The following is a 21,561-nucleotide window of genomic DNA, read 5'->3' on the forward strand; positions in this document are numbered from 1 at the left end:
GTAAATTCGGTCACCTGGCCGTAAAGAGTATGCATACGACACGAACGAAACGCGGAACGCACCCTAATATGTTCTAGCGCAGGCTTAGGCAGATGGCAGTACTTCCCTGAGACAGAGTTCCAGATATGAATCTAACCGACGCTTCCGCAGAGTCGATGCCTGATGCCGCCTACGCCGAGGTCGACCTGTCGACCATCACGAGGAGCGAGCGCCACAAACTGCTCTCGGCCGAGCGACGGCGACACGTGCTCGACGTCTTCGACGCGGAGTCGCTCCCGATAGGGCTCGACGCGCTCGCAGACGGCGTCGGCGAACGCGAAGCCGCCGACGCGTCCGACATCGCGACGGCGGTCCGTGTCACGCTCCACCATCAGCACCTCCCGCTGCTGGACGACCTGGGCCTGGTCGAGTACGACCCGGTCGCCCGTCGCGTCCGCGCTCCGTAGCGACCGGTCCTCGCTGGCCCGGTTGGCCGCGCCTGGGTCCCGCGGCCGCCATCTGCCTGTCCGGGCTATCGTCGCTCGCCGAGCCACGCCGCCGCGCGGTCGGCGCTGTCCCGCAGTAACGCCACGTCGTCGGTGAACACCTCGACGGCGACGGTGCCGCCGAACCCGTCGAGGTGGCGTCCGAGCAGGTCGCCGTCGACCTCGCCCGCGCCCACCGGCATGTGGGTGTCGCCGCGGCCGCGAACGTCGTGGACGTGCAGGTGCGAGACGAGGTCGCCGTAGTACTTACAGAACCGCTCGACGCCGTCGTTGCCGGCCTCCATGTACGCGTGGCCGACGTCGAAACACACCGACGCGCCGACCTCGTCGGCGATGTCGCCAAGCACCGAGAGCTGGAGCCCGTGGCGCTGGTGGCCGACGTTCTCGACGACGACTTCAACGTCTCGGCTCTCGCCCGCCGCCACGATTCGCGAGAGCTGTTCGGCGGCCGTCTCGCGCAGCCCGGTGTCGTAGGGGTCCCGTACCGTCGCGTGCAGGACCGCTTTCCGGGCGCCCCGGGCGCTCGCCCAGTCGAGCAACCGCTCCTGGTAGGCGACGATAGCGTCGTTTATCTCGGGCACCGGCGTCGCCACGTCCTGCTTGAACGGGAGGTGGACGACGAGTCCCTGGTCGCGGTCGGCCAGCGCCCGCTCCAGGCGCGCGTCGTCGACGGACTCGGGGACGTCGAGGGCCTCGCCCAGCCCGAACTCCGCGAAGTCGAACCCGTCGGCGGTGCTTTCCAGGCGGTCGAGCGAGTCGCCGACGGTCACGCCAAACTCCATACTCGTCGTTCTCGCTCAGTGTCAATGAGCGGTTCGACGGCTGCGGTACCGGAAGCTGCTAGCCGACTGTCGACCACCCGACGGCCGACTGGTACGTGGTCCTATCCCGCGCACCGCCGAACCGGCTAGCATGGGTCACGTTTCGGCCGCGGAGCGTCTCCGCATCCGCGTCGACGCCGTCCGCCTCCGCCGGGCCGCCCGCGGGACCGTCCGCACACGTCAGTCCGCCCGTCTCCAGTCCCTGCTCTCGACGGTCCGTTCCGAGTCGCGGTTCTACCGACGGCTGTACGCCGACCTCGAGCGCCCGCTCACCCTCGACTCGCTCCCGCCCGTGACGAAACCGGAGTTGATGGCGGCGTTCGACGACGTGGTGACCGACCCGGCCGTCGACCGGGCGGGCGTCGACGCCTTCCTCGCCGACCGCGACGCCGTCGGCGAGCGGTTCCTGGGCCGGTACCCCGTCTGGACCACCTCGGGGACGACCGGCGAGCCGGGCGTCTTCCTGCAGGACGACCGGGCGCTGGTGGCCGCCGACGCCGTCGGCGACCGCTGGATGTTGCCCGCCATCGCCGACGTCGACGTGCTGGCACGGCTCGTCCGCGCACGGGGTCGCTTGGCCGAGATAGCGGTCGGGGGCGGCCACTTCGCCGCCGCGTCGGGCGTCGAACTGCTCCGGCGCGAACACCCGCTGCTCCGGGACCGCGTCCGCCTCGTCGACGCGGACCAGCCGCTCCCCGACATCGTCGCCGAACTCGACGCCTTCCGTCCCGCGATACTGATCGGATACGCGACGGTCCTGCTGGCGCTCGAACGCGCCCAGCGGGCCGGGCGCCTCTCGCTCGACCCGGCGTACATCGCGCCCACCGGCGAGGCGATACTGCCCGCCCAGAAGGTCCGGCTCCGGGAGACGTTCGGCTGTCCGGTCCGCGAGACGTACGGCGCGACGGAGTTCTACGGCCTCGCCACCGAATGCGGCCACGGCAACCTCCACGCCAACACGGACTGGGCGATACTGGAACCGGTCGACGAGGACTACCGCCCCGTCCCGCCCGGGGAGCCATCCGAGACGGTGTTGCTCACGAACCTCGCGAACCGAATTCAGCCCCTCGTCCGGTACGACCTCGGGGATAGCGTCACGATGCACGCCGACCGCTGTCCCTGTGGCAGCCACTTCCCGGTCCTAGAGGTCGAGGGCCGGCAGGGCGACGTGTTGACCTTCGAGAGCCGGGCCGGCGAGCGGGTCCCCGTCTTCCCGCTCGCGCTGTCGACGGTCGTCGAGGAGACGCCCGGCGTCGTCCGGTGTCAGCTCAGACAGACCGGACCGCGGACCGTCCGAGTCAGGCTCGACGCCGCCGACGGGGCCGACCAAACGGCGGTCTGGCCGCGGGTCGAGGCTGCCCTCGCCGACTTCTTCGCCGCCCGCGACCTCCCCGTGGCCGCCGAACTGTCCGCCGAGACGCCGCGACGGGACCCCGAGAGCGGGAAGTACCGCTACGTCTGGAGCGACGCGCCGTAGCCCTGCATCGCCTGCCGCCGAGACCGCCACCGCTTTTACCCGCAGCGGTCTCCACGACGGTATGGACCCCGAGGACGTGCGCCGGGACTGGGCCGAGCGGTCGGGCAAGTACTCCCCCGAGTACTACGCCGACATCGGCCCGAACGAGGTCAGCGAGACGCTGCGGGACGTGCTGGGCCACTACGTCCGCGACGACGCGGCGATTCTCGAGGTCGGCTGTGGCTCCGGCCGGCACCTCGAGCGGCTCCGCCGGCAGGGCTACGAGAACCTCACGGGTATCGACATCAACGAAGGCGCCTTCGACGTACTGGCCGAGCGCTATCCCCGCCTCGACGACGTCGGCACGTTCCACGCCGGCGCCGTCGAGGACGTCGTCGGGGAGTTCGACGACGACGCGTTCGACGTGGTCTACACCGTCGAGACGCTCCAGCACATCCACCCCGAGGACACGTGGGTGTTCGCGGAACTCGCACGGGTGACGGGCGACCTCCTCATCACTGCGGAGAACGAGGGCAACAGCCCCCAGCGCGGCCGGGGCGAGACCGCGGTGAGCTACGTCGACGACGAGTTCCCGCTGTATCACCGGGACTGGAAGCAGGTCTTCTCGGAACTGGGGCTCGCGCAACTGCTTCGGGAGCCGACCGACCGGGACACGATTCGCGTCTTTCGAGGGGTGTGAGGGCGACGCTCGCGTCGTCCGCTCGGTAGTATCGTCGGGCTTTATGATTTCGGCCCGACAACCCGCCCGCTATGTCGCCCTCCGATAGCGTCGCACTCGCCGACGCCCTCTCCGACGTGCTCTCCGCGCTCGCCGGCTGGCTCCTCGTCGGGCTTGGCGGACTCGGCGTCGCCGTCCCCCTGCTCGCGGTGCTCGACGGCACGCCGTCGAACCCCGCCGTGCCGGCCGTCGTCGTGTTGCTCTCGCTCTGTCTGGTCGCTTTCGGCGTGTTCGTCAACCCCCGGTTCCGCCGTCGGCTCGACCGCCGCCGCTCGATTCGGGAGTTCGGACGGTCCCGCGTGGTCGAACACCGCGTGCTGCGTGCCGCCGAGGGGCGGACGGAACGCTGTGTGGGCTGTGACACACGGCTGACCGAGGGGGAACTCAGACGCTACCGCGAGGAGTTCTGCCTCGCCGGGCTGCCGGTGTACACCCACGCCGAGGGCGAGAACGCCTACTGTCTCGACTGTGCGACTGCCGACAGCCGGGAAGCGGGGTCGGTCACAGCGGACGAACGGGCCGACCTACTGACCGAGTCGTAGCGCCGTCTCGGTCACCGCGGCGCCGCGTCCTCCCACTCCCGCGCCCAGTCGTCGAGTTCGTCCAGCACGTCCAGCAGCGCCCGCCCTTTCGGCGTGAGCGAGTAGTACACCGCCACGGGCGCCGCCTCCTCCATGCGCCGGTCGACGATGCCGTGCTCGACGAGGGCGTCCAGCGCGTCCGAGAGCGTCTTGGAACGGGCGTCAGTCGCCTCCTTGAGCCCGTTGAACCGCATTTCACCGCCGGCGAGCGCGTGGACGACGTTGAGCCGCCACGGCGTCCCGATTCGGTCGATAGCCCGGACGACGGGGCAGGCGGCCTCGTTGTGTCGCTCGACGGACGCCTGCCGGTCGGCGGTCTCGGCGGCCATCGTCACGCGCCCCATCGTCGTCGGGCGCCGCCGCGCTGTTGTGTCGCTCGATTCGCCGTCGCGGTCGTCCGCAGTCCGCGTGCGTGCATGGGTCGGGAAAACACACGGCTCACGGGTGCAAAAGGGCTCGCAGGAGCCATCTTCTGTTTGGAAACTGACTATTCGGCCCGCTCGCTGAGCCACGCGACGGTCCGGCGGTCCTGTTCGCGCTCGCCGCCGCTGGTCGCGGGGGTGCCCTCCGGCGTCAGGAAGGCGTGGCCGGTGTTCTCGACGGTGTGGAAGTCGGCGCCGCTGTCCGTCGCCACCCGCTTCGTCGGCGCGTACGGGACGATGTCGTCGTCGTCGCCGTGGACGACGAGCGCGGGCACCGACCGCGCCGCGAGGCGGGCGCCGGGGTCGTAGCGGTGGAGTTCCTCGTACAGCACCGGCCCGATTTCGAACCCGTCGGCTATCGCCAGCGCCCCCGACTCCCCCAGTTCGGCCACTCGCTCGTCGGAGAAGTGCTCGCGGCCCCACGCGCTCTGTGGCTCGACGAACGTGCGCTCGATGTCGAGCACGGGGTTCCACAGGACGAGGCCGGCGACGGTGTCGCCGAACCGCTCCAGCGAGAGACACGTCGACACCGCGCCGAAGCTCTTGGCCACGACGAAGTACGGGCCGTCGAAGGCCGCCCGCGCGTGGTCGAACGCCGCCTCGACGTCGAGGCGTTCGCCGGCGATTGTGACCCCCCGCGGCCGGCCGTCGCTGTCGCCGTGGCCCCGGTAACTAAAGCGGACAACGTCGAAACCGGCCGCGGCGAGGCGCTCGGCGAGCCGCGTGAACATGCCGCCCTCGTCCATGTCCTGAGTGATGCCGTGGGCCAGCAGGACGGTGCCCCGACCGGGGCCGTCCGCCGGGTGGTGCGCGCAGTCGAGTTCGAGCCCGTCCGCCGTCCGGATAGTCGGTGTCATCGTCCGTACTGCCGGCGCGACGGTAATGAAACGGCGCGTATAGCCCGGGAAACCAGGTTTCACGGCCCGTACCCGGTCGAATCGGCTCGGGCGGGCCGCGCTCTAAAACTCCATGACCGCGTTCTCGGTGACGACCGAGTCGATGAGCCGCGTCGGCGTCGCGTCGTAGCCGGGGTTCGCCACGTCGAACCCCTCGGCGGGTTCGAGCATGACCTCGCTGGCCGGGCGGAACGTGTTCTCGAAGGTGAAGCCGCCGCCGATGAACTTCGAGGACGACCCCACGACCGTCACGGGGACGTCGTGGCTGTTGGCGGTGGCGGCGACCGAGTGGGTGCCGATGCGGTTGTACACCACGTCCTCGATGAGGCAGTTCATGCCGATGACCACGCGGTCGACCTCCGCGAGGTAGTGGCCGGCGGCGCCGTCGGTGATGAGCGTCGCCGCGACCCCATCGCGCTCGGCGAGCTGGCGGGCGGTCTTCCGGCCGAGAAAGCGGGGCCGGGACTCGGTGACGTAGGCGTCGATTTCCTTGCCCGCAGCCAGTATCTCGTCGACGGTCGCCATCACGGTCGAGGAGTTCTCGTGGGTCAAAATCGTGTCGCCGTCGTCGACGAGTTCGGCCGCCCGTTCGGCGGCGCGCTGCTTGCTCGATTCGACCTCCTCGACCACGTCCTCGATGGCCTCGACCAGCACGTCCTTCGCTTCCTCGACGCTGTCGGCGTCGGACTCCGTAACGGCCTCGACGATGCGCTGCTGGGTCGTGTAGAGGGGGGCGTGGGACCGGTTGGCGCGCTGGAGCGCCGAGGAGTTGCGTTCGACGACGCGGTTGAAGTCCTCGACGGTGTGGCACTCCCGCTCGGTCAGTTCACGCAACGCCTGGGCGGCCTTGACGGCGACGATAGAGGAGCTCTGTGTCTGCATCTCCTCTATCTCCCTGACTGTTTCGTCTATCATGTACGTACATGCGGCAGACGGGAATAAGGACCTTCCCCCATCCAGTCGCCGTTTCCGGGGTGATTGGTTCGATTGTCGCGCATCCCGAGCGCCAGACCGTCCCGCTAACAGTCGGAGCTAGAGACATCGCGGTTCGCGGTGCTGGTGACACTCACTGCGGCTAGCGCGGCGGTCCACTAGGGCGTTCACGCGCGAAACTGCAGGCCCACTACGTGCTAGGACTCCATTCGCCGGAACTGGTTCGCACCGAGCCCGGCGTCCTCGCTGGAGCGCAGGATGGAGAGCGCGGTCATGATATCGGAGCGGGTGAGCAGCCCCCGGAACTCGCCGTCGGCGTCGGCGACGACCAGTCGACCGACGGAGTTGTCCTGGAGTTCGTTCAGCGCGTCCATCACGTCCATCTCGGGCACGACCGTCACGAGGTCGGTGGTCATCACGTCGCCGACGGTGTAGGCGTCGCGTTCGACGTCACGGACCGCGCGGGCGTCTTCGAGGGTGACGAGCCCGACCACCTCGTCGTCGACCTCGACGGGGTAGCCCGTGTGGCGCTCGCGGAACATCGTCCCGATGAGCTCGCGGACCGACATGTCGGGCGTGACCGTAGTGACGCGGTTGGCCGGCGTCATCACGTCCCGGACCTGGACGCCCTCCAGGTCGGCGCGCATCGTCGTCTCTCGGGCCTCCCCCGCGGCGCCGATGTAGATGAAGAAGGCGAGCCCGGCGAGGAAGATGTTGCCCGCGACGAAGAGGCCAAAGAGACCGAGGAAGATGGCGAAGACCTTGCCGACCTCGGCGGCGATTTCGGTCGCCCGCGCGTACGGTCGGTTCCGGGCCAGCAGCGCCCGCAGCACCCGCCCGCCGTCCATCGGGAACCCCGGCAGCATGTTGAATATCGCCAGGGCGATGTTCATCAGGGCGAGGTAGGCGAAGACGAAGCGGGCGGACTCGACGAGCGCCGACTCCGTGCCCGGCAGGACGACGAACAGCAGGTACGACAGCACGCCCAGCACGACGCTGACGATGGGGCCGGCGACGGCGATAGCGAGCTCTTGCTTCCAGTCCTCGGGCATCTCGGTGAGCTGGGCGACCCCGCCGAAGAGCCACAGCGTGATGGAGTCGATGGGGAAGCCAAAGCGAAGCGCCACCAGCGAGTGGCCCAGTTCGTGGAGGACCACGCCGGTGAAGAGGCCGACGGCGGCGACGACGCCCAGTATCCAGACGAGGCTGCCGCCGGTCAGCAGCGCGGGGTCCAGCCCGGTGCCCAGCGACCTGTTCAGCAGGTCGGCCGTCTGTGTTATCTGGGTCCCGATAATCCACGCGAACAGCGGCAGGATGAGCAGGAACGTCAGGTCGAGCTGGATGGGGATGCCGAAGACGCTCCCGATGCGGAACCGTCGCATACCCCTCTTAGGCGGGCGACGGTGATAAGCGCGGTGTGCCTCGGGAGGTGCCGTGGGCGGCTACGACCGCCGATGCGGTCTGTTCGCCGCCTGTGGGTCGAGCGGCCGCCACGCCCCCGGCGCCTCGTCGAACTCGCGCTCGCGTAGCTGTACCTCCCCGTCGGCCCGTCTGACCTCGACGGTCCGCTCGCAGAAGCGCTCGATGACCTCGACGGCCACGTCGCCGTCGAGCGAACTGTCGATGTGGAACACGCCGAGGTCGCCCGTCGCGATGATACGGCCCGTCAGCATGTGGACGAACCGCGAGACGGTCCGCAGGTCCGCGTGGGCGAGCATGGCCGAGACGGAGAAGACGCCGATGCGGACCCGCTCGAACCCGCTCGTCCGCAGCGTCTCGTAGAGGGTGCCGACGGCCATCTCGATGCCCATGACGTCGCCGGGGCCGTCGATGTGGTCGCCGTGGGACTCGAAGCGGTGGTCCTCGTCGGCGATGCCCGAGCAGTCGACGACCGCGACCCGCTCGGGGTCGACCCCGTCGCTCACTTCGCCCGCCCGGTCGAGCAGGTGTCTGCCGCTCACGTCCGCCGACAGCAGGAGTCGGGCCTCGTTGCGGTAGCGCTCGGGCTGTGTCAGGCGGAGCGCCACCCCGCGGGCGCCAGAGTCCGCGCCCCCTCTCACCAGGATGTTCGTCCCGGGTTCGACGCCGTCCGGGAACAGCGGCGCCGGGAAGCCAAAGCGAACGCCGCGTGCGCTCGCGGTCACGAGAGCTCTCCCTCCTCGGACACTCGGTCGGGGTCGTCTTCCCCGACGCCCGTCGACTCGCGTGCGACCTCCAGCCAGTCCATCACCTCGGCGGCGAGCAGGGCGAGGTACGTGCGGTCCCCCTCGCCGAAGACGCGCGGCTCCTCGTCGTAGACACAGAGCGTCCCGACGGGATGGCCCTCCCGCGTGGTGAGTGTCGCCCCCGCGTAGAAGCGGATACCCGAGGCGTCGACGGTCGTGTCGGGAAAGCGCGGGTCGGCCGCGACGTCCTCGATGACGGAGACGCCGTCGTCGAGAATCGTGTAGGTGCACGCCGAGTCCTCCCGCGGGCTCGGCTCGAACTGACCGCCGGCGCTGCCCAGGAACTGCTGGGTCCGCTCGCTGATGATGTTCACCGAACTCCGTGGCACCGCGAAGTGGGTCGCGGCCAGTTCGGTCACTCGCTGGACCGCCCGTCTCAGCAGTTCGTCGTCGAGGTCGATGGTCGCCAGCGCGGCGAGGCGCGCCTGTTCGTCGGGCGGGAGCGGATACGACGTCTGGCTCCGGTTGGCCGCGGTGTGTTTGACCAGCCGGCGGACCCGGTCGCCCACGTCGGGGACGCCCCTGGGGACGAACTCGGCGACGGGGCCGACGGGTGACGCCTCGGCGATACGGGCCGGCGGGGCGTCGGTCACGAGCACCGCGCCGGTGTCGGGGGCGACCTCACGGAGCGCGGCGACCAGCTCCACACCAGTCCCGTCGGGGAGGTCGAACTCCGTCACCACGCAGTCGACGGCCGTCGATTCGAGCACGCTCACCGCGTCTGCGACCGAGGTTTCGCGGTAGACCCGGATAGCGGGGTCGGCGACCAGCTCCCGCAGCGGCGAGGTCCCCGCGGTCGCGTCCGGGTCGACGTAGAGGACGGTAATCTCTCCCACGGACTCAGCCCCCCCGGCGTCGATAGTCCCCGGCTGGTCGTTCCGCCGTCGGGCGTTTGCCACGCATACACTGACTTCTCGCCCGACTGGCAAAAGTTGTATGTCTGACAACAATTCCCGCGCCGAGGAGATGCCGAGCCAGTAAAGTAGCTCCCGCAGTGTACGTACAGCCGTGTCGAAGCAGGCTGCGAAGGTCGAGACGCTCTTCCTCCACGAACACGGCGAGGACGTCCGCGTCGTCGCCCAGCGCGACGGCGGACGGCTCTTCCGCGGGGTCCTCGAACTGAAGGAGACCGACGCCGGGCCCCGTCCCCGCCGGCTCCGCATCGAGGACGGCTCCGGCGAGCAGCTGCGCTCGCCCGATCAGTTCGTCGAGCTGGCCCGCCGCGCGACCCGCATCCGCATCTCCCAGCAGACCGGCGCCATCGCCCGCGAGCGCATCACAGAGATGCTCGACGGCTACCAGCTTTCGGCGAAGGTCGTCCGGACCTGTCGCTTCTGTGCCTCGGCGGGGCGGTACTCGCCGATTACGAGCGAGACGGCCATCGAGGCCGACGGCGAGTCCATCTGTCCCGACTGTGCGAGCCAGGAGCTTGACCGCCAGCTCGCGTTCGACGGCTCGATTACGGGCGACGCCCGCGAACGCCTCGAAGAGCTGCTGCTCGAAGTGCAGGACCTGGACCGCATCACGAACCTGCTCTCGGGGCAACTCGACCCCGACCTGACGAAGTTCGACGAGATATCCGCGACGACCGACGAGGTCGACCCCGTCCCCGTCGACTCGCTGGGACTCCATCCGGGCATCCAGCAACACCTCGAATCGCGGTTCGATACCCTGCTGCCCGTCCAGAGTCTGGCGGTCGAACACGGCGCGACCGACGGCGAGGACCAGCTGGTCGTCTCCGCGACGGCGACCGGCAAGACGCTCGTCGGCGAGATGGCCGGGCTCGACCGGGTGCTCAACGGCCAGGGGAAGATGCTGTTCCTGGTCCCGCTGGTCGCGCTCGCCAACCAGAAGTACGACGACTTCCAGGACCGCTACGGCGACATGGTCGACGTCTCGCTGCGCGTGGGCGCCAGCCGCATCGCCGACGAGGGCGGCCGGTTCGACCCGGGCGCAGACATCATCGTCGGTACCTACGAAGGTATCGACCACGCGCTGCGGACGGGCAAGGACCTCGGCAACGTCGGCACGGTGGTCATCGACGAGGTCCACACGCTCGGCGAGGACGAGCGGGGGCATCGGCTGGACGGCCTGATTTCACGTCTCAAATACTACTGTGAGGAGGCCGCCACCGACACCCAGTGGATATACCTCTCGGCGACGGTCGGCAACCCCGGGCAACTCGCCGAGAAACTGCGGGCGAAACTCATCGAGTTCGAGGAGCGGCCGGTCCCAATCGAGCGACACGTCACCTTCGCCGACGGCCGCGAGAAGATAGAGACCGAGAAGAAACTGGTCAAGCGGGCGTTCGACACGAAATCGAGCAAGGGGTACCGCGGCCAGACCATCATCTTCACCAACTCCCGGCGGCGCTGTCACCAGATCTCACGGAAGCTGAACTACTCCTCTGCGCCCTATCACGCCGGGCTGGACAACCGCAAGCGAAAGCGGGTCGAACGCCAGTTCGCCGACCAGGAACTCGCCGCCGTGGTCACGACCGCCGCACTCGCCGCCGGGGTCGACTTCCCGGCCTCGCAGGTCATCTTCGACTCGCTGGCGATGGGTATCGAGTGGCTCACCGTCCAGGAGTTCAGCCAGATGCTCGGGCGGGCAGGTCGTCCGGACTACCACGACAAGGGGACGGTGTACGTCCTCGTCGAGCCCGACTGCACCTACCACAACAGCATGGAGATGACCGAGGACGAGGTGGCGTTCAAGCTCCTCAAGGGGGAGATGGAACCCGTCGTCACTCGCTACGACGAGGGCGCGGCCGTCGAGGAGACGCTGGCGAACGTCACCGTCGCGGGCACGGCGGCCAAGCGGCTCAACGACCGGATGGTCGGCGAAGTCCCCACGAAACACGCCGTCGGCAAACTCCTGGAGTACGACTTCATCGACGGGCTGGAACCGACGCCGCTGGGCCGGGCGGTGACGCGACACTTCCTCGCGCCCGACGAGTCGTTCCAGTTGCTCGACGGCATCCGCAAGGGCCGGGACCCCTACGACATCGTCGCCGAGATGGAACTGCGCGACGAGCACTGATAGTCAGCGAGCCGACACGCGGCCCATCCCTTCTTGTAGCCACGCAGTCTTGCGGTGTGCATGGGGCTGTTCGACAGCATCCGGCGCGTGGTCGGCGGCGACGACGGCAGTTCGGCGTCCGACGACACGGCGACACAGCCTGACCTGGTCGACACGCGGGCGCTAGACGCATCGGCGCTCCGCGAGCGGGCGGCCGGCGTCGCCGGCGAGGTCGCGGTGCTCGACTTCTCGCTTTCCTCGCTCGCGCAGTTCGACGACGCCATCGACGAGGGGTACGACGAGCCCCTCGCGACCGCGGACGAGGCGGGGGCCTACGCCACCGACACCGTTCGCTTTGGCTGCTATCTCGGCGAGGTGCTCGTCCGGGTCTACGACGGCGAGTGGACGCGCGACCCGGACTGGGGCGTCACCCTCTCCGGACCAGACGGCACCACAACCGTCGCCGTCTTCGACGTTGCCGAACGCTCGATAACCACGGGTGCGGTCTTTGCCGCCGTCACCGACCGGGCCGCGGTCGAGGTGGGGCTCGACGATTCGCCGGGCGACGACTCGGACGGCGTGCCGGACGACGAGTCGACGGCCGAGACGCCCAGCGACGGTGACGATTCGCCGGCCGAGACGCCGACACCCGAAGCAGTAGACGAGAGCGCCGACGCCCCCGACCCGACAGCAACCGGCGACACGCTGTCCGAGACCGACAGCGTCGACGACGCCGAGTCGCTCATCGAAGAGGCGGAGCCGGAGGCGGCCGGGGACGCCACGACGGGGGCCGACTCTGCCCCCTCGACGGCGGCCGGCCCTGACGAGTCGGAGCGAGTCGCCGACGGCTCGGCGTCGCTGTTCGAGGCGGACGCCGAATCGGCGGCCCAGGAGCCGACCGGCTCGCCGTCGCTGTTCGACGACGGGCCGACCGGCGCGGGACCGACCGTGGAAGACGCACCGTCGGCGGACGACGGAAGGCCAGTCGCGGGTTCGGACCCCGGGCCCGACGGCTGCGACGACCCGGCCGGCGCCATCGACAGCGACGACCCCGACACGGACCCGGCGGCCGACGACCTTCGGGAGACCTACGCCGAGGCGGCCGAGGAACTCGTCACCTTCTGGACCGAGTACGACCTCGACTACACCCCCGAGTCGCTGGCGCGACTCGACGCGCTGGTCAGCGAGGAGTGGGACGACGAGCGGTTCGACGACGCCGTCTTCGGCAGCGAGGACACGTTCGACGACCGCGTGTTCACCAGCGTCTCGACGGAGCTCGGGAGCTACTTCGGCGAGGTGCTGGTCCGGGACCTCGACGCCGAGTGGAGCGACGAGGCGACCACCGACGGCGTCGTCGTCCAGAGCGCCGACGGCCCGCTCGCCATCCCGGTGTTCAGGGTCGCCGGCACCTCGATCCAGCAACAGCCCGTCTTCGCGCGGAGCTACGACTCGTTGCTCGCGGACCTGGAACCGGACGGCTGAACGGCGTCAATCCCCACGCTTTTCGTCCCCCCTGCCTACCAGCATACTGTGTCATTGCCGCCGATTACGCCCGCGATGGCGTTCGTCTTCCTCCTGATACTCGTAGCGCTTGTCCTCTTTGCGACCGAGGTGGTCCCCGTCGACGTGACCGCCATCGCCGTGATGGTGGCGCTGCTGGCCGTCGAGCCGGTGACGGCCAGCCTCGCCGACCTGGGCCTGCTCGCCGGACCGCTGTACGTCCTCCGACAGCCCGGTACCGACGTCTCGCCGCTGGTCCAGGGGCTGTCCGGTTTCGCGTCGACGGCGACCATCACCGTCCTGGCGATGTTCATCCTCTCCGACGGCGTCCAGCGGACCGGCATCGTCCAGCTACTGGGCGCGAAACTCGCGACGCTGACCGGCGACAGCGAGACGAAGCAACTGGGGGCGACGGTCGGGCTGGTCGGTCCCATCTCCGGGTTCATCAACAACACCGCCGCGGTCGCCATCCTGCTCCCGATGGTGACAGATATCGCACACGAGGGCAAGATATCCCCGTCGAAGCTCCTGCTCCCCCTCTCGTATGCCTCGATGTTCGGCGGGATGCTCACCCTCATCGGCACCTCGACGAACATCCTCGCCTCGCAGCTCTCGGCGGAGCTGCTGGGTCGGCCCTTCTCGATGTTCGAGTTCACCCAGCTTGGCGTCGTCGTCACCATCGTCGGCACCGCCTACCTGCTGACGGTCGGCCGGTGGCTCGTCCCCGGCCGCATCCAGGCCCGCGAGGACCTCACCGACGAGTTCGAGATGGCCGACTACCTCACCGAGGTCGTCGTCCGCGAGGACTCGCCCATCGTCGGCCAGACCGTCCAGGAGGCGCTCGAAGCGACCGACCTCGACGTCGACGTGGTCCAACTCGTCCGAGACCGCCGGACCTTCCTGGAACCGCTCGGGCCGAAGGTCGTCCAGGCCGGCGACGTCTTCGCGCTCCGGACCGACCGGGACACCCTCGTCGAACTGCTCGACCTCGACGGGCTGGACGTCGTCCCCGACGCCGTCGACGACGCCGAACTCGAACGCGCGAGCGACCGGCAGAACCTCGTCGAACTCGTCGTCGCGCCCGGCTCCTCACTCGTCGGCGAGACGCTCGCCTCGTCGAACTTCCGCCAGCGCTACGACGCCTCGGTGTTGGCTCTCCGGCGCGGCCGCGAACTCGTCCGCCAGCGGATGGACCGCGTCCGTCTGAAAGTCGGGGACACGCTGCTCGTCCAGGCCACCGTCGACTCCATCGACCGCCTCGACGGCAACCGCGACTTCATCGTCGCCCAGGAGGTCGAACGCCCCGACTACCGCGAGTCGAAGATTCCGGTCGCCGTCGGCATCGTCGCCGCCGTCGTCGGCGTCGCCGCGCTCACCCAGGTCCACATCGTCGTCTCCGCGCTCGCCGGCGCGCTCGCCATGGTCCTGACGGGCTGTCTCCGGCCACAGGAACTGTACGACGCCGTCCAGTGGGACGTCATCTTCCTGCTCGCCGGCGTCATCCCGCTCGGTATCGCCTTACAGGTGACCGGCGGCGCCGACCTCATCGCGGACCTGTTCGTCCTGGCCGCGCCGGGCCTGCCCGCCATCCTCGTGCTCGGCGGGATGTACGTCGTCACCGCCGTCCTGACGAACATCATCTCGAACAACGCCTCCGTCGTGCTGATGATTCCCGTCGCCGTCGAAGCCGCCCGGCAACTCGGCGTCAACGCCTTCGCGTTCGTCCTCGCCGTGACTTTCGCCGCCTCGACGGCCTTCATGACGCCCGTCGGCTACCAGACCAACCTGCTCGTCTACGGGCCCGGCGGCTACCGCTTTACCGACTACCTGAAGGTCGGCGCGCCGCTGCAGGCGGTCTTTGCCGTCGTGACGACGCTGGGCATCGCCTTCTTCTGGGGTCTTGCCCCGTCGTGACAGGGTTCGGAGCGCAACGAAACCCTTTACTCGCTGACGGGCCGATTCAGATGCGCGGGACCATGGGTTAGTGGTATACTCCAAGCCTTGGGTGCTTGTGACCCCGGTTCGAATCCGGGTGGTCCCACTCTTTCCCGTCTACTTCTCACGACTGTCACAGACCACGGATTTGAGCTCGTCGTAGAGCGTGGGATGATGCTCTTCGAGCAGTTCGATGTCTTCCGGTAGCTCCTCGCGAATCCGGCGACGTGCCCGTGACACTGCCTCGTACCGTCGCTGCTCGTCTTCTGAATTACCGGCTATTCGTTCCCGCTCTGTCTCAGTCAACAGCGCTCTAGACATGCCGTGCAAGACCGTTCTGACTCCGGTCACTAAGGACAAGAGGTTGCGCATTTACGCAACTTTATACACTTTCGTGGATAAAATACGCGTATAATCTCATGAAACCACACGACCGAGGCGACGCAACAGAGGCGCGGGTCATTGCGGAGCTGAAGGAGCGAGGCATACCAGTCGCTATCCCGTTCAGCGATAACCAGCGGTACGACATCATCGTCGAAACGCCAGCGGCCCAGTTACTCCGGGTTCAAATCAAGACTGGTCGCCTGGTGGACGGAAAAATCGACTTCCACGGTACATCTCAGCACACGAACTCGACCGGGAACACTTACCAGAAGTACGACGGCGATGTGGATTACTTCCTCGTCTATACCCCAGCACGTGACAGTCTTCACGCAGTTGGCGAACACGAGTTCGATACACGGATTCAGCTTCGTGTGGACGACCCGAAACAGGCCGATTCGAGCATCAATTGGGCCGAAGAGTACGAGTTCGACGAGCGGTGGCCGCTGGACCCTGTCCAGTTATCTTAGGTCGTCTCCTGACCAGTGATACTGGTGTCTACTGCCGCAGTCTCAGTTCTACACCACGCAGTCACCCGAACGTTCTTCGGGCGAGAACCAATCAACTCTAGAACATGACCGACTACGCCGACCCCGACTGGCTCCGCGGTCGGATACGGGACGTCCTGGAGTTTTACTATCCGACCTGCATCGACGAGCGCCACGGCGGCTTCGTCGCGCAACTCGACGCCGAGACGGGGGCGGTGTACGACCCGGACGCGAAGCACCTCGTCGCGACGGCGCGGTTCACCCGGAACTTCGCGCTGGCGGCCGACCGCTTCGGCGAGGCGCGCTGGGCCGAGGCGGCCGAGCGCGGCGTCCGATTCCTCCACGAGCAGTTCCGCGACGCCGACCGCGGCGGCTATCACTGGCTGCTAGAGGGGACGACACCGGTCGACAGCCGGCGGGTCTGCTACGGCCACGCGTTCGTCGTCCTCGCGTACGCCCGCGCGTCCGAGGCCGGGATTCCGAACGCCGCGGAGTATCTCGCCGAGGCGTGGGCGCTCCTCGACGACCGCTTTTACGACCCGGACCGGGGGCTCTACCGGAGCAGCTACGACGCCGACTGGACCGCGGCCGACGCCTACCGCGGCCAGAACGCGAACATGCACGCCTGCGAGGCGGCGCTGGCCGCGGCCGAGGCGACCGGCGAGCGGCAGTACGGCGACCGGGCGGCCACGGTTGCAAAGCGCCTGTGTGTCGACCTCGCCGACGACGGCCGCATCTGGGAGCACTACGACGCCGACTGGCGCCCGGACTACGACTACAACCGCGACGAGCCAGCCCACCAGTTCCGGCCGTGGGGCTATCAGCCGGGCCATCACGCCGAGTGGGCGAAACTGCTGGTCGCGCTCGACGACCACGTCGACGCCGACTGGCCCGCCACGCGGGCACGGGAGCTGTTCGAGACGGCGCTGACGGGGTGGGACGAGGGCCGCGGCGGCTTCTACTACACACTCGATAGGGACGGCGACCCCGTGGTCGAGGACAAGTACGGGTGGGAAGTCGCCGAGGCTATCGGCGCGGCGGCGGCGCTTTCGGACCTGACCGGCGAGGACCGCTATCGGGAGTGGTACGACCGTCTGTGGGCGTACGCGACGGCTCATCTGGTTGCCCCGGCCGGCAACTGGTACGAGCGGGTCGACGCGGCCAACGAGCCGTATCCGACGGGGGACGGCCCCGCCGTCGAGCCCGGCTACCACCCCATCGGCGCGTGTGAGGAGGCGTTTTGGCGTCTCTGTGAGTGAGCCGACCCCACCCCTCATTTTCCCCTCGACTCCGGCGCGGTCACCCGGTCTCTCGCCCGTTCGTATCACTTCCGGTACGCTACACGAACCTTCTTAGGCGGGGCCGCACAAACCCTGTACACTCAGATGGCGACTGCCGAGAACACCGAGCTCATCGACCGCTTCGAGGAGTTCTACCGCAACTACTACCGCAACGAGATCGGTGAGCTCGCCCAGAAGTACCCCAACGACCAGAAGTCGCTGTACATCGACTGGGACGACCTCTACCGCTTCGACCCGGACCTCGCCGACGACTACCGCACCAAGCCGGGCCAGCTACAGGAGTTCGCCGAGGAGGCCCTGCGACTCTACGACCTGCCCGTCGACGTCTCGCTGGGCCAGGCCCACGTCCGCGTGCGGAACCTCCCCGACTCCGAGGACATCCGCGAGATTCGCCACCAGCACCACGGCAACCTCATCGCCGTGCAGGGCATCGTCCGCAAAGCCACCGACGTGCGGCCGAAAGTCACCGAGGCGGCCTTCGAGTGCCAGCGCTGCGGGACGCTGACGCGCATCCCCCAGACCGCCGGCGACTTCCAGGAGCCCCACGAGTGCCAGGGGTGTGAACGCCAGGGCCCGTTCCGGCTCAACACCGACCAGTCGACCTTTATCGACGCCCAGAAGATTCGCGTCCAGGAGTCCCCCGAAGGACTGCGCGGCGGCGAGACGCCCCAGTCCATCGACATCAACGTCGAGGACGACATCACCGGCACGGTGACCGCGGGCGACCACGTCCGCGCGACGGGCATCCTCAAGCTCGACCAGCAGGGCACCGACCAGGACAAGTCCCCGATGTTCGACATCTACATGGACGGGGTTTCGGTCGTCATCGAGGACGAGCAGTTCGAGGACATGGAGATAACCGACGCCGACAAGAAGGAGATCGTCGAACTCTCCAACGAACCCGAGATATACGACACGATGGTCGGCGCCATCGCGCCCTCCATCTACGGCTACGAGAAGGAGAAGCTCGCGATGATGCTCCAGCTGTTCTCCGGGGTGACCAAGGAGCTTCCTGACGGGTCACGAATCCGTGGCGACCTCCATATGTTGCTGATAGGGGACCCGGGTACAGGGAAGAGCCAGATGTTGTCCTATATCCGCGAAATCGCGCCCCGCTCGGTCTACACCTCGGGGAAGGGGTCCTCGAGTGCCGGGCTCACCGCCGCCGCGGTTCGCGACGACTTCGGCGACGGCCAGCAGTGGACCCTCGAAGCCGGAGCCTTGGTCCTCGCGGACCAGGGCATCGCCGCCGTCGACGAACTCGACAAGATGAGCTGTGTCACCGGCGACACGCTCGTCCACGGGGCCGACGGTATCTCGCGCATCCGTGACCTTGCCCACGACGCCGCCGAGACGGGCAGCGTCGAGTCGCTGTCGAACGGCCGGACCATCCGCGACGTTGGCGACCTCGACGTGTGGACGATGACCGACGACGGGCGGCTGGTCACCCGCCCGGTCACGGCCATCCACGAGTACGATTCGCCCGAGGAACTGACGCGGGTCACGCTGGAGACGGGCGAACGGCTGACCGCGACGGCGGACCACCCGTTTTTCGTCCGGGAGGACGGTGAGCGGCTCGAACGCCACGCCGCGGACCTCGAAGACGGCGACTGGGTGTACGTCCCAGAGAGACTGAGCGAACCGGCGGCAGACGGCGGCGTCGCGGCGCAGTCCGACGGCGAGTCGCCGCCCACACCGGACAACGACGCCGTCTCGCCGGCGCTGGCGTCGGTGCTGGGCTACATCGCGGGCGACGGCAACGTCTACTACAACCGCTCCGAGGGGGTCTACGGCGTCCGGTTCACCAACGCCGAAGAACAGCTGCTGGCCGACTTCGAGGCGTCGTGTCGCACCGCCTTCGAGGCCGAGCCGGTTCGCCCGCCGAGCGAGCAGCGAACGGACGGCGTCGAGACCGTCCGCCTTCCCGGGAAACAGTACGCTGATACCGTCCTTGACGCGGGTATGAACCTGGAGACGTACGAGGGCAAGCGACTGCCCGAGTCAGTCACCTGCTCCTCGCGAACTGCCAAGGCCGCCTTCCTCCGGGCGCTGGCCGACAGCGAAGGGAGCGTCGACGAGCGCAACGTCCGTATCCACTCCTCCAGCTACGAGCTCCTGCTGGGCTCGAAACAACTGCTACTGGAGTTCGGTGTCTCCTCGCAGTTACAGACCCGCGAGCGTGCCGAGAAGCGGGACGTGTACGCGCTCACGATTACCGACGCCGACTCGCTGGCGGCGTTCGCCCGTCACGTGGGGTTCACGCTCGACCGGAAACAGCGAGCCCTCGAGGCGGCCCTCGAGCGAGTGTCGGGCGACCGGTCGATACTCGACGTGGTCCCGTCCTGTGGCGACCTGCTCGCCGACTGCCGCGAATCGCTCCGGCTCTACCAGTCTGAGTGTGGCCTCGACGACGCGACCTACTGTAACTTCGAGAACGAGGACGCGAACATCTCACTGCGGTGTGCACGGACCGTCCTCGAACGGTTCGAGACGCGCCGACACGAGGCGGCAGCGGACCGCGAGCGGCTCGATGGAGCACAGTGGGAGACGCTCGACTCGCTCCGCGAACAGTACCACGTCTCACAGTCGGAACTCGCCGAGGGGACCGAGTACAGTCAACAGCAGGTGTCCCGGCTGTGGGGCGAGGATTCGGCGCTTCGGGCGACCGTCGAATCCCGACTCGCCGCCATCGTCGCCGACGTGGCAGCCACCGACCTCGCCGACCTACACCACCTCGTCCACGGCGACGTGAAGTGGCGCCGCGTCGACGATGTGGAGACGGTCGCGTCGGGAGTCGACGACGACCGGAGACGACTGCTCCGCGAAGAACTGGCCGAGCTGCTAGGCTGTACGGCGGACGAGGCCGACGACCGCGCCCGCGACCTGCTCGACGACGAGCCCACCGTCGACGACTGGGCGGCACTACAGGCCCATATCGACGAGTACGGCATCTCGGGGGCGACGCTCGCGGCCGACGTGGGCGTCGACCAGTCGACGATCTCGCGCTGGTTCCGCGGCGTCGTCGAGACCGACCGCTTCGACGAGGTTCGACAGGCTGCCAGAGGCCGGATCGAGGGGGTTCGCGACCAGCTTCGCTCCCGTCTCGACGAACTCGAGGCCCGGCAGACCCCGAGCGTCTACGACCTCACCGTCGCCGGCACCCACAACTTCGTCGCGAACGGGATGGTCGTCCACAACTCCGAGGACCGCTCCGCGATGCACGAAGCGCTCGAACAGCAGCGCATCAGCGTCTCGAAGGCCGGCATCAACGCCACGCTGAAGTCCCGCTGCTCGCTGCTGGGCGCGGCCAACCCCAAATACGGCCGCTTCGACCAGTACGAGCCCATCGGCGAGCAGATAAACTTAGAACCGGCGCTCATCTCGCGGTTCGACCTCATCTTCACCGTCACGGACCAGCCCGACGAGGAGTCCGACCGCAACCTCGCCGAGCACATCATCCAGACCAACTACGCCGGCGAACTCCACACCCACCGGGTGCAGAACCCGACCTCGAACTTCTCCGAGGAGGAGGTCGACACGGTGACCGACGAAGTCGCCCCGACCATCGACCCCGAACTGCTCCGCAAGTACATCGCCTACGCCAAGCGCAACTGCTTCCCGACGATGACCGAGGAGGCCAAGGAGACCATCGAGGACTTCTACGTCGACCTGCGGCTGAAAGGGCAAGACGAGGACGCCCCGGTCCCCGTCACCGCGCGAAAACTGGAGGCGCTGGTTCGGCTGGCGGAGGCCTCCGCGCGGATGCGACTGGCCGACACCGTCGAGGAGGCAGACGCCGACCGCGCCGTCGACATCGCGCTGTACTGCATGAAACAGATAGGTATCGACCCCGAGACCGGCGAGTTCGACGCCGACGTGGTCGAGACGGGCACCTCCAAGAGCCAACGGGACCGCATCCAGAACATCCGCGGCATCATCAACGACATCGAGGACGAGTACGACGAGGGCGCGCCCATCGACGTCGTCGTCGAGCGCGCGGAGGAGGTCGGCATCGACGAATCGAAGGCCGAACACGAGATAGAGAAACTCAAACAGCGCGGCGAGGTGTACGAGCCACGCACCGACCACCTCCGAACGACCTGATGGACCGAATCAGCGCGCTCAGAAACGTCGAGGAGGCGCTCGCGGCATTCGAGAGCGGCGAGTGCTCGCTGTCGGAGCTAGAAGCCGACGTTCGCGGTGTCCTCCGGACCTACGCCGCGGACTTCGAGGGCGACTTGCGGGCCTACCGGGCCAGTAGCGACGGCCCCGCCGACGGGCTGGTCGTCCTCGCCGCCTCGGCACCGGAGGCCCGCGACCGCGTCGCCGAACTGGTCGAGGAGCCCCGCGACGTCACCGTCTCGCCGGTGGAGTGAG

General features: G+C 68.3%; 19 protein-coding genes and 1 tRNA gene. 12 read left to right on the forward strand and 8 right to left on the reverse strand.

Annotated elements, in window-relative coordinates; translation table 11 throughout:
- Nucleotides 1-125: 125 nt before the first annotated feature.
- Nucleotides 126-446, forward strand: coding sequence for a DUF7344 domain-containing protein (locus NDI86_RS11660; RefSeq protein WP_310900599.1), 321 nt, complete (start codon nucleotides 126-128; stop codon nucleotides 444-446).
- Nucleotides 447-511: 65 nt separating this feature from the next.
- Here NDI86_RS11660 and NDI86_RS11665 read toward each other — a convergent pair whose 3' ends face one another.
- Nucleotides 512-1,267: a sugar phosphate isomerase/epimerase family protein gene (locus NDI86_RS11665; RefSeq protein WP_310900600.1), complete on the reverse strand. Its 756-nt coding sequence runs from the start codon at nucleotides 1,265-1,267 to the stop codon at nucleotides 512-514.
- 130 nt (nucleotides 1,268-1,397) lie between these two features.
- Here NDI86_RS11665 and NDI86_RS11670 point away from each other — a divergent pair, with 130 nt between their 5' ends.
- From NDI86_RS11670 to NDI86_RS11680, 3 genes are all read left to right on the forward strand, one after another.
- The gene (locus NDI86_RS11670) at nucleotides 1,398-2,783 is read left to right on the forward strand and encodes a phenylacetate--CoA ligase family protein (RefSeq protein WP_310900601.1); all 1,386 of its coding nucleotides are present in this window, start codon (nucleotides 1,398-1,400) and stop codon (nucleotides 2,781-2,783) included.
- A 61-nt stretch (nucleotides 2,784-2,844) separates the two neighbouring features.
- Nucleotides 2,845-3,462, forward strand: a complete 618-nt coding sequence (locus NDI86_RS11675) for a class I SAM-dependent methyltransferase (RefSeq protein WP_310900602.1) — start codon at nucleotides 2,845-2,847, stop codon at nucleotides 3,460-3,462.
- Between the two features lie 71 nt (nucleotides 3,463-3,533).
- On the forward strand, nucleotides 3,534-4,043 hold the full coding sequence (locus NDI86_RS11680; protein ID WP_310900603.1) for a DUF8108 domain-containing protein: 510 nt from the start codon (nucleotides 3,534-3,536) through the stop codon (nucleotides 4,041-4,043).
- Nucleotides 4,044-4,054: 11 nt separating this feature from the next.
- Here the strand turns inward: NDI86_RS11680 and NDI86_RS11685 are convergent, their stop codons facing one another.
- The 6 genes from NDI86_RS11685 to NDI86_RS11710 form a co-directional block, all read right to left on the reverse strand.
- Nucleotides 4,055-4,426, reverse strand: coding sequence for a winged helix-turn-helix transcriptional regulator (locus NDI86_RS11685; RefSeq protein ID WP_417936267.1), 372 nt, complete (start codon nucleotides 4,424-4,426; stop codon nucleotides 4,055-4,057).
- Between the two features lie 143 nt (nucleotides 4,427-4,569).
- The gene (locus tag NDI86_RS11690; RefSeq protein ID WP_310900604.1) at nucleotides 4,570-5,361 is read right to left on the reverse strand and encodes an alpha/beta hydrolase; all 792 of its coding nucleotides are present in this window, start codon (nucleotides 5,359-5,361) and stop codon (nucleotides 4,570-4,572) included.
- Nucleotides 5,362-5,463: 102 nt separating this feature from the next.
- Nucleotides 5,464-6,315 (reverse strand): eIF2B alpha/beta/delta subunit family protein, encoded by an 852-nt coding sequence (locus tag NDI86_RS11695; protein ID WP_310900605.1) that lies wholly within the window; start codon nucleotides 6,313-6,315, stop codon nucleotides 5,464-5,466.
- Nucleotides 6,316-6,530: 215 nt separating this feature from the next.
- Nucleotides 6,531-7,715 (reverse strand): site-2 protease family protein, encoded by a 1,185-nt coding sequence (locus NDI86_RS11700; protein ID WP_310900606.1) that lies wholly within the window; start codon nucleotides 7,713-7,715, stop codon nucleotides 6,531-6,533.
- A 60-nt stretch (nucleotides 7,716-7,775) separates the two neighbouring features.
- Nucleotides 7,776-8,477 carry a DUF7504 family protein gene (locus NDI86_RS11705; RefSeq protein WP_310900607.1) on the reverse strand — a complete coding sequence of 234 codons (702 nt, stop codon included), beginning with the start codon at nucleotides 8,475-8,477 and terminating at the stop codon, nucleotides 7,776-7,778.
- The gene (locus NDI86_RS11710; RefSeq protein ID WP_310900608.1) at nucleotides 8,474-9,457 is read right to left on the reverse strand and encodes a GAF domain-containing protein; all 984 of its coding nucleotides are present in this window, start codon (nucleotides 9,455-9,457) and stop codon (nucleotides 8,474-8,476) included. Before NDI86_RS11710 ends, NDI86_RS11705 begins: the two co-directional genes overlap by 4 nt.
- A 109-nt stretch (nucleotides 9,458-9,566) precedes the next feature.
- Between NDI86_RS11710 and NDI86_RS11715 the strand changes: the two genes are divergently transcribed.
- The 4 genes from NDI86_RS11715 (at nucleotide 9,567) to NDI86_RS11730 (ending at nucleotide 15,120) form a co-directional block, all read left to right on the forward strand.
- Complete coding sequence (locus NDI86_RS11715) at nucleotides 9,567-11,600, forward strand: DEAD/DEAH box helicase (protein WP_310900609.1); 2,034 nt, start codon at nucleotides 9,567-9,569, stop codon at nucleotides 11,598-11,600.
- Between the two features lie 60 nt (nucleotides 11,601-11,660).
- Complete coding sequence (locus NDI86_RS11720) at nucleotides 11,661-13,061, forward strand: ICP22 family protein (RefSeq protein WP_310900610.1); 1,401 nt, start codon at nucleotides 11,661-11,663, stop codon at nucleotides 13,059-13,061.
- 75 nt (nucleotides 13,062-13,136) lie between these two features.
- Complete coding sequence (locus NDI86_RS11725; RefSeq protein WP_310900672.1) at nucleotides 13,137-14,993, forward strand: SLC13 family permease; 1,857 nt, start codon at nucleotides 13,137-13,139, stop codon at nucleotides 14,991-14,993.
- A 56-nt stretch (nucleotides 14,994-15,049) separates the two neighbouring features.
- A tRNA-Pro gene (locus NDI86_RS11730) sits at nucleotides 15,050-15,120 on the forward strand.
- Between the two features lie 11 nt (nucleotides 15,121-15,131).
- Here NDI86_RS11730 and NDI86_RS22105 read toward each other — a convergent pair.
- Complete coding sequence (locus NDI86_RS22105) at nucleotides 15,132-15,335, reverse strand: hypothetical protein (protein WP_417936269.1); 204 nt, start codon at nucleotides 15,333-15,335, stop codon at nucleotides 15,132-15,134.
- A 98-nt stretch (nucleotides 15,336-15,433) separates the two neighbouring features.
- On the opposite strand from NDI86_RS22105, the gene NDI86_RS11740 reads away from it, so the two are divergent.
- From NDI86_RS11740 to NDI86_RS11755, 4 genes are all read left to right on the forward strand, one after another.
- A complete protein-coding gene (locus NDI86_RS11740) occupies nucleotides 15,434-15,865 on the forward strand; it encodes a group I intron-associated PD-(D/E)XK endonuclease (RefSeq protein WP_310900612.1) in 432 nt (143 codons plus the stop codon).
- Between the two features lie 104 nt (nucleotides 15,866-15,969).
- Nucleotides 15,970-17,142: an AGE family epimerase/isomerase gene (locus NDI86_RS11745; RefSeq protein ID WP_310900613.1), complete on the forward strand. Its 1,173-nt coding sequence runs from the start codon at nucleotides 15,970-15,972 to the stop codon at nucleotides 17,140-17,142.
- 126 nt (nucleotides 17,143-17,268) lie between these two features.
- Nucleotides 17,269-21,288 (forward strand): LAGLIDADG family homing endonuclease, encoded by a 4,020-nt coding sequence (locus NDI86_RS11750; RefSeq protein ID WP_310900614.1) that lies wholly within the window; start codon nucleotides 17,269-17,271, stop codon nucleotides 21,286-21,288.
- The gene (locus tag NDI86_RS11755; RefSeq protein WP_310900615.1) at nucleotides 21,288-21,560 is read left to right on the forward strand and encodes a DUF7854 family protein; all 273 of its coding nucleotides are present in this window, start codon (nucleotides 21,288-21,290) and stop codon (nucleotides 21,558-21,560) included. Before NDI86_RS11750 ends, NDI86_RS11755 begins: the two co-directional genes overlap by 1 nt.
- Nucleotide 21,561 lies beyond the last annotated feature (1 nt).

This window comes from Haloarcula onubensis (assembly GCF_031624605.1).
Classification (GTDB): domain Archaea; phylum Halobacteriota; class Halobacteria; order Halobacteriales; family Haloarculaceae; genus Haloarcula; species Haloarcula onubensis.